The organism is Mesorhizobium sp. MC2-1-1, from assembly GCF_057597255.1.
In genome coordinates this window covers 4285204-4298747 of sequence record NZ_CP195205.1, presented here as the reverse complement: position 1 = coordinate 4298747, position 13544 = coordinate 4285204, and the positions used below count along the sequence as shown (strand labels likewise).

At 64.0% G+C, this 13544-nt stretch carries 15 protein-coding genes; 9 read left to right on the top strand and 6 right to left on the bottom strand.

Annotation, left to right across the window (positions count from 1 at the left end):
• Positions 1-54: 54 nt before the first annotated feature.
• The 7 genes from tesB to xth all read left to right on the top strand — a co-directional run bounded on the left by tesB (position 55) and on the right by xth (position 8359).
• Positions 55-918: an acyl-CoA thioesterase II gene (gene tesB / locus ACR64R_RS21235; RefSeq protein WP_487358231.1), complete on the top strand. Its 864-nt coding sequence runs from the start codon at positions 55-57 to the stop codon at positions 916-918.
• Positions 919-1167: 249 nt separating this feature from the next.
• Positions 1168-1506 (top strand): P-II family nitrogen regulator, encoded by a 339-nt coding sequence (locus ACR64R_RS21230; protein WP_027169082.1) that lies wholly within the window; start codon positions 1168-1170, stop codon positions 1504-1506.
• A 95-nt stretch (positions 1507-1601) separates the two neighbouring features.
• Positions 1602-2885: an ammonium transporter gene (locus tag ACR64R_RS21225; RefSeq protein ID WP_487362511.1), complete on the top strand. Its 1284-nt coding sequence runs from the start codon at positions 1602-1604 to the stop codon at positions 2883-2885.
• A gap of 313 nt (positions 2886-3198) precedes the next feature.
• On the top strand, positions 3199-3474 hold the full coding sequence (locus ACR64R_RS21220; RefSeq protein ID WP_487358230.1) for a hypothetical protein: 276 nt from the start codon (positions 3199-3201) through the stop codon (positions 3472-3474).
• A gap of 207 nt (positions 3475-3681) precedes the next feature.
• A complete protein-coding gene (locus tag ACR64R_RS21215) occupies positions 3682-6357 on the top strand; it encodes a DNA translocase FtsK (RefSeq protein ID WP_487358229.1) in 2676 nt (891 codons plus the stop codon).
• A gap of 305 nt (positions 6358-6662) precedes the next feature.
• The gene (locus ACR64R_RS21210) at positions 6663-7331 is read left to right on the top strand and encodes an outer-membrane lipoprotein carrier protein LolA (RefSeq protein ID WP_487358228.1); all 669 of its coding nucleotides are present in this window, start codon (positions 6663-6665) and stop codon (positions 7329-7331) included.
• A gap of 221 nt (positions 7332-7552) precedes the next feature.
• Complete coding sequence (xth, locus tag ACR64R_RS21205) at positions 7553-8359, top strand: exodeoxyribonuclease III (RefSeq protein ID WP_487358227.1); 807 nt, start codon at positions 7553-7555, stop codon at positions 8357-8359.
• Between the two features lie 76 nt (positions 8360-8435).
• On the opposite strand, the gene ACR64R_RS21200 is transcribed toward xth, so the two are convergent.
• Positions 8436-8891: a Crp/Fnr family transcriptional regulator gene (locus tag ACR64R_RS21200; protein ID WP_487358226.1), complete on the bottom strand. Its 456-nt coding sequence runs from the start codon at positions 8889-8891 to the stop codon at positions 8436-8438.
• 275 nt (positions 8892-9166) lie between these two features.
• Entirely contained in the window at positions 9167-9850 is a 684-nt protein-coding gene (locus ACR64R_RS21195; protein ID WP_040991447.1) for a response regulator transcription factor, read from the bottom strand.
• Between the two features lie 84 nt (positions 9851-9934).
• Here ACR64R_RS21195 and ACR64R_RS21190 point away from each other — a divergent pair, with 84 nt between their 5' ends.
• Positions 9935-10531: a L,D-transpeptidase family protein gene (locus ACR64R_RS21190; protein ID WP_487358225.1), complete on the top strand. Its 597-nt coding sequence runs from the start codon at positions 9935-9937 to the stop codon at positions 10529-10531.
• A 130-nt stretch (positions 10532-10661) separates the two neighbouring features.
• On the opposite strand, the gene ACR64R_RS21185 is transcribed toward ACR64R_RS21190, so the two are convergent.
• A complete protein-coding gene (locus tag ACR64R_RS21185; protein WP_487358224.1) occupies positions 10662-10919 on the bottom strand; it encodes a hypothetical protein in 258 nt (85 codons plus the stop codon).
• 130 nt (positions 10920-11049) lie between these two features.
• On the opposite strand from ACR64R_RS21185, the gene gcvA reads away from it, so the two are divergent.
• Complete coding sequence (gcvA, locus tag ACR64R_RS21180) at positions 11050-11970, top strand: transcriptional regulator GcvA (RefSeq protein ID WP_487358223.1); 921 nt, start codon at positions 11050-11052, stop codon at positions 11968-11970.
• 9 nt (positions 11971-11979) lie between these two features.
• Here the strand turns inward: gcvA and ACR64R_RS21175 are convergent, their stop codons facing one another.
• From ACR64R_RS21175 to ACR64R_RS21165, 3 genes are read right to left on the bottom strand one after another with little or no spacing between them, the layout of a single operon-like run.
• Positions 11980-12405 (bottom strand): DUF1761 domain-containing protein, encoded by a 426-nt coding sequence (locus tag ACR64R_RS21175; protein WP_487358222.1) that lies wholly within the window; start codon positions 12403-12405, stop codon positions 11980-11982.
• A 51-nt stretch (positions 12406-12456) separates the two neighbouring features.
• Positions 12457-13113: a class I SAM-dependent methyltransferase gene (locus ACR64R_RS21170; protein WP_487358221.1), complete on the bottom strand. Its 657-nt coding sequence runs from the start codon at positions 13111-13113 to the stop codon at positions 12457-12459.
• Positions 13110-13535, bottom strand: a complete 426-nt coding sequence (locus ACR64R_RS21165) for an EVE domain-containing protein (protein ID WP_487358220.1) — start codon at positions 13533-13535, stop codon at positions 13110-13112. Before ACR64R_RS21165 ends, ACR64R_RS21170 begins: the two co-directional genes overlap by 4 nt.
• Positions 13536-13544: the final 9 nt, after the last annotated feature.

The window sequence follows — 13544 nt, the reverse complement described above, 5'->3', positions numbered from 1 at the left end:
GGCTGCACGTCCTGTCCGAAACCGGCCATGGCGCATCCTTGAAGGATTTCAAACATGACGGCGGCCATGGACGAGCTTCTCGACATTCTCGACCTCGAGCAGCTCGAACACAACCTGTATCGTGGTCGCAGCCCCAAGGTCGACTGGCAGCGCGTCTTCGGCGGCCAGACCATCGCCCAGGCGCTGGTCGCCGCGCAGCGCACCGTGGAGCCGGAGCGCCATGTGCATTCGCTGCACGGCTATTTCATGCGGCCGGGCGACACCAAGCTGCCGATCGTCTACGAGGTCGACCGCATCCGCGACGGCGGCTCCTTCACCACGCGCCGGGTCGTGGCGATCCAGCATGGCCAGGCGATCTTTTCGCTGGAGGCTTCGTTCCAGCAGGACGAGGTCGGCCTCGAGCACCAGATGCCGATGCCGCGCGACGTGCCGGCGCCCGACACGCTGCTCACCCAGCGCGAGCTGCTCGGCAAGTTCGGCGAGGCGGTGCCGGAGGGCATCAGGCGCTACTGGGAGCGCGACCGGCCGATCGAGATGAAGCCGGTGATGCTGAAGCATTATACGAGCCGCGAGAAGCTGGAGCCGCAGCAGAACATCTGGATCCGCACCACCGGCCCGGTGCCCGAGAACCGCGCGATACAGGCGGCCGTGCTCGCCTATCTTTCCGATATGACGCTGCTCGACACCTCGACCTTTGCGCATGGCCGCGCCATCTTCGACCGCGACATCCAGGCGGCCAGCCTCGACCATGCGATGTGGTTCCACCGCAGCCACTCGCTGGACGACTGGATCCTTTACAACCAGGACAGCCCATCCACGCAGGGCTCGCGCGGCTTCACGCGCGGCTCGCTGTTCGCGCGGGACGGAACGCTCATCGCCTCGGTCGCCCAGGAAGGCCTGATCCGACTCAAGCGCTGAGCCGGCTTCCGGTTAAAGCCTGCAAAATGGGCATTTTCGACATTTTGCCTATTTTTTGATCAGCCAGCTCGGAACGCTCACGCACAAAAGATATGCGCAAGGCGCTCGGCCCCTTTGTTTACAATAGGTTAACCCCCTGCTTCGGCAATTGGCACGGAGCTTGAATCCTGTCGGGCACTCTCCGGCTCTCCTCGGGATCGGTGTAGGTGTGCAAACGCGGGGGACCGCAACAGCAAAGGGTGAAACCTTATGAAAATCGTGATGGCAATCATCAAGCCGTTCAAGCTCGACGAGGTGCGCGAAGCGCTGACCGCCGTCGGCATCCAGGGCCTGACCGTCACCGAGGTCAAAGGCTACGGACGTCAGAAGGGACACACGGAAATCTATCGCGGCGCGGAATACGCGGTCAGCTTCCTCCCCAAGATCAAGATCGAGGTCGCGGTCGGCGCCGACATGGTCGACAAGGCCGTCGAAGCCATCACCTCGGCCGCCAAGACCGGGCAGATCGGCGACGGCAAGATCTTCGTCTTCGGCATCGACCAGGCGGTGCGCATCCGCACAGGCGAAACAGACACCGACGCGCTCTAGGGCGGCGACCATCCATTCCAACGGAGAGTTCAATGAATATTCCTTCCACTTTAAAGACGACGGGCCGCGCGGCCGCTTCGCTCGCGCTCGTGGCCATGAGCACCGTCGCCGCCATCGCGCAGCAGGCCGCTCCGGCGGCGGCGCCGGCGGCGGCCGCCGCGCCGACCCCGGTCCTCGACACGGGCAACACCGCCTGGATGCTGACCTCGACGGCGCTGGTGCTGATGATGACCATTCCGGGCCTGGCGCTGTTCTACGGCGGCATGGTGCGCAAGAAGAACGTGCTCGCAACCATCATGCAGAGCTTCGCGATCACCTGCCTGGTGACGGTGCTGTGGTTCATGTTCGGCTATTCGCTCGCCTTCTCCGACGGCGGCGCCATGAACGCCTATCTCGGCGGCTTCTCGAAATTCTTCCACCACGGCGTCACGGTCTCGACCCTGTGGCTGCCTGGCGTCTCGAACATTCCTGAATTCGTCTTCTCGATGTTCCAGATGACCTTCGCAATCATCACGCCGGCGCTGATCGCCGGCGCCTTCGCAGAACGCATGAAGTTCTCGGCGCTGCTGCTCTTCATGGCCTTGTGGCTGATCTGCGTCTATGCGCCGATCGCGCATTGGGTGTGGGGTGGCGGCTTCCTCGGTTCGGCCGGCGTCCTCGACTTCGCCGGCGGCACGGTCGTCCACATCAATGCCGGTGTCGCGGGCCTGGTCTGCGCGCTGGTGCTCGGCAAGCGCGAGGGTTACGGCACCACCAACATGGCGCCGCACAACCTCGTCTATTCGGTGATCGGCGCCTCGCTGCTGTGGGTCGGCTGGTTCGGCTTCAACGCCGGTTCGGAACTGGCGGCCGACGGCCTGGCAGGCGCGGCGATGATGAACACGCAGGTCGCCACCGCCGCGGCGGCGCTGGCCTGGATGTTCGCCGAATGGATCGTCGCCAAGAAGCCGTCCGTGCTCGGCATCATCTCGGGCGCCGTCGCCGGCCTCGTCGCGGTGACGCCTGCTTCCGGCTTCGTCAACCCGACCGGCGCCTTCATCGTCGGCATCATCGCCGGCGTGGTCTGCTACCTGTCGGCGGTCAAGCTCAAGCATGCGCTCGGCTATGACGACTCGCTCGATGCCTTCGGCGTGCACGGCGTTGGCGGTATCGTCGGCGCGCTCCTCACCGGCGCGCTCGCCGATCCGGCCATCAATGCGCTCGGCAAGGACGCTTCGGTCGGCAAGCAGGTCTACGGCATCGCCTTCACCATCCTGTGGACGGCGATCGCCACCTTCGTGATCCTCTACATCGTCAAGGCTCTGGTCGGCCTGCGTCCGTCCACCCAGGAAGAGGTCGAGGGTCTCGACGTCACCCAGCACGGCGAAGTGGTGCCGTAAGGCCGGGCCAGTTCTCTGCCTCGGAGCAATTGCGGATGGGAAGCCGTTCGGAATTGCCCAAGGGCCGGCGGATCCTCCTCCCGCCGGCCCGGACTTCACCTCCCAAGATCCCGTCGTGATGCTCCCGAAAGGGGCTCACGCCTTGAGGCCCGGAAGCCATTCCGGGCCTCTTTTTTTCGCCTGACCACGGCACGTGGCTTTCCGATCACATTCACTTGATCGCGGCAGCTTGAAACATCAGCCCCTCAGATTCCGTACTGGGATAGCGAGCGTCATCAAGGCGCCCGCCAAACAAGAGGGAAGGAACCACCTGATGAACATCAAGAATATCTTGCTGGGAGCAATGGCTCTTTCGATGATCAGCGGCGTTGCACTTGCCGGTGCTCTCGATGAGCCGGACAACATGGCCCCGTTCTTCACCGATGCCGGCATGAAGACCATGAAGCCGGAGGCCGATTTCAAAGCGGCCTGGGCCTCGATGCCGAAGGACAAGCAGGATTCGATGATGAAGGAATGCCAGGACGCGGCGATGAGCAAGCCTCACGCCGAATTCTGCGCCAACCTGATGATGTATGCCGGTCACAAGTGACGGCTTGGGTCGGGCCCGGAACGGTCCGATCGTTCGCCGTTTCGGGCAAAGGATGGCGGGCCGCAAGGCCTGCCATCTTCGTTCGCGCCCGGGCCAGGTAAAGGTCCATGGTTAATGCGGCCTTAACCTTCCCCCCGATAGTCTGGCGTTCGAATTTGCCGGGGGTACGCCATGCGCCCGGCCAGGCAACGATCACGGGGAAGAGGCATGCGTTCAGGCGCTTCAGCACCGCTCGCGCTGTCCGATACGGGGCACGGCATCCAGGCATTCGCGCGGCGCCAGGTCGGGCGGCTGGTCGGCGCCGGGCTGTTTCTGTTGACCGCCTTCGGGGTGGCCGCCTTGGCCACCTGGAACGTCGCCGACCCGAGCTTCTCGCATGCCACCAGCAACGTCGTCACCAACGCCATGGGCTATGCCGGCGCGGTGTTCTCCGACCTTGCCATGCAGTTCTTCGGCCTTGCCGCCGTCGCTGGCCTGGTGCCGGCGGTGATCTGGGGTTTCCTTCTGTTTTCCGCGCGCGGCGTCGACAAGATGCCGAAGCGCGGCTTCGCCTGGTTCGGTTTCGCGATCACCGCCGCCGCCATCGCCGGCTGCGTGACGCCGCCCAACACATGGCCGCTGCCGACCGGCCTCGGCGGGGTCTTTGGCGACATGGTGCTGAAGATCCCCGGCATTGCCGTCGGCGGCTACCCGAAGGGCCTTTTCGCCAGCATCATCGCGGTCATCCTCGCCGCCCCCGCCCTTTGGCTGTTCGCCTATGGCTCGGCGCTGATCGCGCGCAAGAACGGCTTTGCCGTAATGGAAAGCGTCGCCCGGCCCGATCCGCGCGAGCAGGACGACATGCTGTTCGAGGAGGATGAGGACGAAGGCGACGAAGGGATACTTGCGCTCGGCGCCGTCACCCATTGGTGGCTGTCGTTCCGCGCCTTCCTGCACCGCCGCGCCGCGCGGCGCAGGCAGGAGCGCGATGAGTTCGAGCCGCCGATGGAGCCCAAGGCGAGCGCCTGGAGGCGCGCCGCCGAGCGGGTCGAATCAGCCGAGTTCGCCGAAAGCCGGATGAGCCCGGGCGGCCGCGCGCGCGTCGAGCCGGAATTCTTCGCCGCCATGGTCAACGACCGCAGCGCCTCGGTCGATCCGGCCGACCAGGATATCTTCGACGAGGAGGACGGGGACGTAGGTCTCGACGACTTCGACGACGAAGCGCCGGTCCAGCGGCGCGCCGCGCCGACGGCCAAGGTGCAGAATTTCCGTTCCGATGCCGCGACCCGCGTCGCGGCGCCGGCCGCGCGCCCCGTGCCGGGCGCCCGTGTCCAGCGCGAGGCGCAGACCTCGCTGATCGGGTCCGACACGTTCGAGATGCCGTCGCTGCATTTCCTTTCCGAGCCGAAGAACGTCGCAAAGGATCCAAGCCTGTCAAAGGACGCGCTGGAGCAGAACGCGCGTCTGCTCGAAGGCGTGCTGGAGGATTTCGGCGTCAAGGGCGAGATCATCCATGTCCGTCCCGGCCCGGTCGTAACCCTTTACGAGCTGGAGCCGGCCCCGGGCATCAAGTCCTCGCGCGTCATCGGCCTGTCGGACGACATCGCCCGCTCGATGAGCGCGATCGCCTGCCGCGTCGCCGTCGTGCCCGGCCGCAACGCCATCGGCATCGAGCTGCCGAACGCCAAGCGCGAAACGGTCTATCTCAGGGAGATAATGGCCAGCCGCGATTTCGAGACGACCAAGGCCAAGCTGGCGCTGGCGCTCGGCAAGACCATCAACGGCGAGGCCGTCATCGTCGACATCGCCAAGATGCCGCACGTGCTGGTCGCCGGCACCACCGGCTCGGGCAAGTCCGTCGCCATCAACACCATGATCCTGTCGCTGCTCTACCGGCTGACGCCGCAAGAGTGCCGTCTGATCATGATCGACCCGAAGATGCTCGAGCTCTCGGTCTATGACGGTATTCCACATCTGCTCACGCCCGTCGTCACCGATCCGAAGAAGGCGGTGGTGGCGCTGAAATGGACCGTGCGCGAGATGGAGGATCGCTATCGCAAGATGTCCAAGGTCGGCGTGCGCAACATCGACGGCTTCAACGCACGCGTCCAGCAAGCCGAGAAAAAGGGCGAGAAGATCTCGCGCACGGTGCAGACCGGCTTCGACCGCCAGACCGGCGAGGCGATCTACGAGACCGAGAACCTCGATCTCGAGCCGATGCCCTATATCGTGGTCATCATCGACGAGATGGCCGACCTGATGATGGTGGCCGGCAAGGATATCGAAGGCGCGGTGCAGCGCCTGGCGCAGATGGCGCGCGCGGCCGGCATCCATGTCATCATGGCGACGCAACGTCCCTCGGTCGACGTCATCACCGGCACGATCAAGGCCAACTTCCCGACCCGCATCTCCTTCCAGGTGACGTCGAAGATCGACAGCCGAACCATCCTCGGCGAACAGGGCGCCGAGCAGCTGCTCGGCATGGGCGACATGCTCTACATGGCCGGCGGCGGCCGCATCCAGCGCGTCCACGGTCCGTTCGTCTCCGACGACGAGGTCGAGAGGATCGTCGCGCATCTCAAGCTGCAGGGCGTGCCGGAATATCTCGACGCCATCACGGAGGACGACGAGGAAGACGATGAGGACGGTCCGAGCGCCAAGGGCGGTTCCGGCGGCGGGGGCGGCGGCAATTTCGAGGATTCCGACGATCCCTACGATCAGGCGGTGGCGGTGGTGCTGCGCGACGGCAAGGCGTCGACCAGCTATATCCAGCGTCGGCTGGGCATAGGCTACAACCGCGCCGCCTCGATCATCGAGAAGATGGAAAAGGAAGGCATTGTCGGCCCGGCCAACCATGCCGGCAAACGCGAGATTCTGGTGCCAACCGAAGAGGACAAATTCTAGGGTCTGTCGATACTGAGATGAGGCCCGCAAATGCCGGTTTCCTGCGCTTCCGGTGCTCACGTGCTTCAAGTACGTTCCGCTCCGGTTCTCGGAACCCATTTTCGACCCGGCCTGGTCTGAATCCCGACAAACCTTGGCCCGGTGAAACGCCAGCCGGGTAAGCAGGCAACCGGAAATCGTCTGGCGCGTTCACGCGACAGGTCGGCGGGCGAGACTATGCGACGAAGCTGTCTCGCACACGCCAAACTTAGGCCCTACTGGGAGTCCAGATACTGGCACCACACGAATCACAGGAAGTGACCGGCATGAAGACCCAGCCCGAATTCGCCATCACCCGCCGCCAGTTGCTCGGCCTTGGCTTGATGCTTGGCGGAGCCGCCGCTCTCAATCTCGTGCCGGGCTACCAGCTGGTGGCCGCGGCGCAGGCCGCCGTGCCGCCGGCGGCGCAGAAGATCGCCGACCATTTCTCCTCGGTGAGATCGATGAGCGGCGAGTTCGTCCAGTTCGGCCCGAAAGGCGAGCAGACCGGAGGCAAGTTCTTCCTCGAACGCCCGGGCAAGATCCGCTTCAACTATGATGGCTCCTCGAACTTCCGTGTGATCTCCGACGGCAAGTCGGTGGTGATCCTCAACAAGAAGCTCAACACCTCCGACCTTTACCCGCTGTCGAAGACGCCGTTGAAATTGTTGCTCGACGACCGGATCGACCTCTCCGGCGGCCGCGTCAAGGCCATCAAGGAAGAGGACGACCTCACCACCATCAAGCTTTCCGACAAGTCGGTCTTCGGCAATGCCATGATCACCATGATGTTCGACCCGAAGACCTATGATCTGCGCCAGTGGACGATCACCGATGCGCAAGGCAAGGACACCACGGTGATGATCTTCAACACCAAGGAAGGCGTCAGCTTCCCGGCCGATACGTTCGCGATCGACTATACGGCGAACCGCGAGCTGAATACCAAGACCCGGTAGGTTCAGGCGAGGCCGGCCTGCAAACGGCGGCTTCCCGCGCTTCCGATGCTCGCTTACTTCAAGTACGCTCCACTGCGGCTTGGAGGCCACCGTTTTCGGGTCGGGCTAACCTGAATCCGGGCAGGTGCGGCACTAGAGACAAGCCTGCGTCCGCCCGGCTTGTCTTTATGGCAGGGGACTGCCACTAGTGCGGCGACCTCAGCCGTCCCGGACCTCGCCGCATGCCCTTCACCATCGCCACCTGGAACATCAACTCCGTGCGCCTGCGCATGCCGATCGTCGAGCGGCTGCTGAAGGAGCGCGCGCCGGATGTGCTGTGCCTGCAGGAGACGAAGGTTCCCGACGAGCTCTTTCCGGAGAAAGCCTTCCGCAAGGCGGGCTACGAGCACATCCTGTTCCACGGCCAGAAAGGCTATCACGGCGTCGCCACCGTCGCCCGCCGACCGATCGAGTTGGTCGAAAAGCGGCGCTTCTGCGAAATCGACGACAGCCGGCATCTGTCGGTCAGGGTCCAGGCGGGCGGGAAGTCGGTGCTGGTGCACAATTTCTATGTGCCGGCCGGCGGCGACGAGCCGGATCCGGAGATCAACCGAAAGTTCAGGCATAAGCTCGATTTCGTCCAGGAGATGAACGCCATGCCGGCGAGCCAGGACGAATCGTCCGCGTCGGTCCTGGTCGGCGACCTGAACATCGCGCCGCAGGAGCATGACGTCTGGTCCCACAAGCAATTGCTCAACGTCGTCAGCCATACCCCGGTCGAGACGACAAATTTCGAGGCGATGCGCGAGGCCGGCGGCTGGGTCGACCTGATGCGGCTAAACGTGCCGGCCGAGCAGAAGCTCTACACTTGGTGGAGCTACCGCGCGAAGGACTGGGAGGCCTCCAATCGCGGCCGCCGCCTCGACCATGTCTGGTCGTCCGCCAATCTGGTGCCGGATTTCAAAGGCTACGAGATCCTGCAGGCCGCGCGCGGCTGGGAGAAGCCGTCCGACCATGTGCCGGTCATTGCGACATTTGACTTGGATTAGTGTCGGCGACCGCTGAGGCGCGGGCCTTCGCGTTCGCCCCGGAATGACGAATCGCAATTGCGCATTTCGTCGAGTCCTACCCGGTAAACCGCGGCGCCAGCTCCTCGATGCGGGCGATCATCTGCTGGAATTCCTCCAGGATGCGTTCGTGCAGCTGAACCGCCAGCTCCGGATATTCCTCCAGGATGCGGCGGAACATCTTGCGGCTGAGCCGGATGACTTCCGAATCCGCCGCCGCCGAAGCGCTGGTCAAACGCCTGGTGTCTGCGATCAGTGCGAGCTCGCTGAGCATGGCGCCCGGTCCGGCCGTGCCGATCGGGATGCGCTCGGCGCCATGCTCGCGGTAGAGAGCGATCAGGCCGCTGACCACGACGTAGGCCGAGTCGGCCTCGTCGTCCTCGAGATAGAGCTTGCGCTCTGCCTGCAGGAAGGTGTTTTCCGCGCCGAAGGCGAGCAGGCGCAACTGTTCCTGCGTGAAGCCCTGGAAAAGCTTCACGCCGGACAGGATGCGGATGTCGTCATCCAGCGCCATCCTAGCTGTGTCCCCGAGCGGTCAGTCCAGTCCCTCCTTTGGAGCGGCGCGTTCAAAAGGACGCGCACGAAACGCTCCAACACTAACAGCCTGCAAACCCGTGCATGGCATCCATCGGGCCGATCCATCACCCTCCAGCACCAGGATCGCACCCGAAGCGGCCCGCCCGACCGCTCTATCCCTTGTGACTCAGTTCCGGACGGAAGGCTACGGGGCAAACCGCGCCGAACCCGACCGTTTCACACCTTCCTGGACCTGCTCTAGATCATGAAATGTTAAGGAACCAGCTTGTAGCCGCCGCTTTCTGTCACAAGAATTTCGGCATTGGAAGGATCGCGCTCGATCTTCTGGCGCAACCGGTAGACATGGGTTTCCAGCGTGTGTGTGGTGACACCTGAATTGTAGCCCCACACCTCTTCCAGAAGCACGTCGCGCGTCACCACCTTCTGGTCGGCGCGATAGAGATATTTGATAATCGAGGCCTCCTTCTCGGTCAGCCGTACCTTGGCGCCGCGCGGATCGATCAGCAGCTTCTGGCTGGGCTTGAACGTGTAGGGGCCGACCGAGAAAGTGGCGTCCTCGCTCTGCTCATGCTGGCGAAGCTGGGCGCGAATGCGCGCCAACAGCACTGCGAACCGAAAGGGTTTCGTCACATAGTCGTTGGCGCCGGCCTCCAGTCCCAGGATCGTGTCGGAATCGGTATCGTGGCCGGTCAGCATGATGATCGGCGCCTTGTAGCCGCCCTTGCGCAGAATCTTCACCGCCTCACGCCCGTCCATGTCTGGGAGGCCGACATCCATGATGAGCAGATCGACGACGCCGCCGCGCGCCGCGGCGACGCCTTTGGCGGCGGTCGATTCCTGCTGGACGTCGAATTCCTCGTAAAGCGCCAGCTGCTCGACCAGGGTGGCGCGCAGGTCATCATCGTCATCGACGATCAGGATGGTGCGTGATGTCATGGATCAATCCGTTGTTTTAAAAAGAATATTCAGTTGACGTACCCCCATTTATGCGGAAGCTGACCGGCGTAACAGCCGATCACAGTGATTTGTTCCGTGCCCCAATCATACAAGAAAAAACGCGCTCGCAATGAGGCGCGTGCATTTTTGCCGAAGGGCTTGCGCGTTTTGGTCGTGCGCGCGCGCCCCGGCAATCCGGCGCAGGGGTTCCTGCAAGCCGGCAAAACGGTGTTTGCCTGCGCGCTGGGGCGCAGCGGGATTACCGCCAACAAGCATGAAGGCGATGGCGCGACGCCGCTGGCGTCGATGCGCATCCTGTCGGGTTATTTCCGCAACGACCATTTTGCGGGCGGGCGCAGGACGAGGCTGCCAATGGCGCCGATCGGGCCGAATCTAGGCTGGTGCGAGGTGCCGGACGACCGCAACTACAATCGGCCGGTGACGATCCCCTATGGCGCGAGCCATGAGCGGATGAAGCGGGACGACCGGCTCTACGATGTCTGCCTGGTGCTCGACTGGAACATCGCGCCGCGCCGGCGCGGGCGCGGCAGCGCGATCTTCTTCCATCTGGCCCGGCCGGATTTCACGCCCACGCAAGGCTGCGTGGCGGTGACGGCGCGTACCATGGCCAGGCTGCTTCCGTTGCTGTCGAACAGGACGGTGGTGAAGGTGGTGAGGTAGGAGCTATCGATCTTCAAGTGAGGCCGGCCTGCAAACGACGGCTTCCTGCGCTTCCTGTGCCTACGTACTTGAAGTACGCTCCGCTCCGGTTCTCGGAAGCCATCGTTTTCGGCTCGTCCTGACCTGAATCTCAATAGCCCCTCGGCCGCTGCCAGCCCGTGCCGAGCAGCCCGATCTCGCGAAGCTCCTTGTCCATCGCCTTTGCGATGTCGCGGCGGTGGCCTCCAATGTCACGCAACTGGCTGTCGGAGAGGTCTTCGACCGACTCCTGAGGTAACTGGGCGGCGACCCTTGCCTGGCGCAGCCACTCGCGTGCCGAGCGCAGCCAAAGGGTGACGCCGGAAGGGGATTCCAGAGTGGTGCAGGTCTTCAGGGCGATCTCAGACATGGCTCTATCCGTAATCTCCGGATGTCAAATCCGGTTTGATGGTATCTCGATGTGGTCATCATGCCGGATTGAAAAACAAACGGGAAACGAGTAGTTCTTTTCTGATCATCAAGTTTTATTTGGAGATCGTATGGCCAAGCTGCTGCCCGGAACGCGCGCGCTGCGGACGTTCGAGGCGGCCGCCAGGCACCTCAACTTCACCCGCGCCGCCGACGAACTCGGCCTGACGCCCGCGGCGGTCAGCCACCAGATCAAGGAAATCGAGGATCAGCTCGATCTGGTGCTGTTCACGCGCACCAGCCGCACCATCCGGCTGACGGAAGCGGGCAACGTGCTGCTCGACGCTTCGGTCGATGCGCTCGACCTGCTCAACCGCGCGGTCAGCCGCGCTCGCAAGATGACGCGCGGCACGGCGCTGCTCAAGGTGACGCTCGACGCGCAGTTCGCGACGAAATGGCTGATGCGGCGGGTCGACGATTTTCGCCTGCAGAGGCCCGGCATCGAGCTGCGCTTCGATATCACCTATGATGTCCGGGATTTCGATCTGGACGACATCGATGTCGGCATCCGCTTCGGCACGGGCAAATATCCGGGGCTTATCGCGCATCGGTTGTTCGAAAATATCATCATCCCCGTCTGCAGCCCGGCGCTTCTGGCGTCGGGTCCGCCGCTGAAGGAGCCGCGCGATCTGTTCAACCATACGCTTGCGCATATCGAATGGTCGCGGCAGGGCGTGACATGGCCCAACTGGCGTATGTGGATGCAGGCGGCCGGCGTCGACGATTTCGACGACAGCCGAACGCTGGTCTTCGGGTCCTCGACCGATGCCACGCAGGCGGCGCTCGATGGCAACGCGGTGGCGCTGGCCGACTTTGCCATGGTCGCCAACGATCTTTCGCAAGGGCGACTGGTGCGGCCCTTCGAGCTCGGCATCAAGGTAGCGCCGGAATTCGCCTATTTCCTGGTATATCCGCAGGCCGCGAAGGACGACGCGCGGGTCATCGCTTTTCGCGAGTGGCTGTTGGACGAGGTGGCGAAAACCCCCACCTAAGACGCGTCTTCAGCCCGCCGGCGCCCCCGGCGCGCCGAACCAGCCGATCACGGCCCCGATGATCAGCATCACGCCCAGCCAGTGGCCGGCATCGATCAGCGTCAGGAGCCAGCCGAACCCTTCGTAGCGGTGGTTGACGGCAAGCGTGGTAGCGATGAAGCCGAGCCAGAGCACGAAGCCGAACAGCAGGCCTGCGATCGGGTTCGGCTCGCCGCCGGTTATCGCGCCCACCACCAGCGTCAGGACAAGCGCCATGATGAGCTCGGCGATGAAGCTGACCACGAACGGAACGGCCGATCGCTGCATGGTGGCCGGGTCGAGCCTGGCCGCCTTCAGCCAAGGCTTGCTCAGGCCCATGTACCAGGCGGCGCCGAACAACCACGCGACGACGGCGGCGACGACGACCGCCAGCCAGTTCACGACCGAAAAATCCATGCTTTTCCACCCCGCATCGATATGCGATGGAACGCTTGTTCGGTCATTCCGTCAAGCGAGGCGCCAAACTGTCGTGCGCTTGACCTCGGCATCCTCCAACACGCGCGTCACCGGAACCTGGTAGGCGGCCAGCGATTCCAGCCCGGTCCTGGGCAGGTAGGCGCGGCCGGGATCGCCGACGAGGATCTCGCCGCCGCGCGCCCGCAAGCCCGCGAACCAGGGCAGCAGTCTGTCGGCGAAAGCCTTGTCGTAGAAGACGTCGCCGGCAAGCACGACGTCCCAGCCATCGTCGGAGCCGACGCAATCCGTGCCGAGGAACTGCGCGTCGACGGCATTGGCCGCGAGGTTGAGCGCAATCGCCGTCTCGCAGAACGGGTCGATGTCGGCGGCGATCACCTCGGCCGCGCCGACCTTCGCCGCCGCGATGGCGACGAGGCCAGAGCCGGAGGCGAAATCGAGCACGCGCCTGCCGCGCACGATTTCGGGATGGTCGAGCACATAGCGGGCGAGACCCTGGCCGCCGGCCCAGGCAAAGGCCCAGAAGGGCGGCGGCAGGCCGATCGCGGCCAGTTCCTCCTCGGTTCGCAGCCACAGGTCATGCGCCTCGTCGGCGAGATGCAAGAGCACTTCCGGCACATGCGGCGGTGCCATCAGCGCGGTGTTGTCGAGAATGAACTTCTTCGCGCTCTGCGGCGTGAGCCTGGTCACGGCGCCGGGTTGAGCTCGGCCATGCGGCAGACCTCTTTCCATTCGGCCGGCGTCACCGGCTGCACGGAAAGCCGGCCGAGCCGGACCAGCGCCATCTCGGCAAGCTTGGGATTGGCCTTCACCTGCTCCAGCGTCACCGGCTTCGGCACGTCCTTGAACGCGCGGATGTCGACGCATTCCCAGCGCGGATCGTCGGTGGTGGTGTCGGGATGCGCCAGCGCGCAGACCTCGGCGATGCCGACGATGTCGAGCCCTTCGTTGGAATGATAGAAGAAGCCGAGATCGCCGATCTTCATCGCCTTCATGTTGTTGCGGGCGGCGTAGTTGCGTACGCCGTCCCACTGCGTGCCGGACTTGCCTTTCGCTTTCAGCGCCTCGAAGGAAAAGACCGAGGGTTCGGACTTGAACAGCCAGTAGTTCATGTTGTTCCT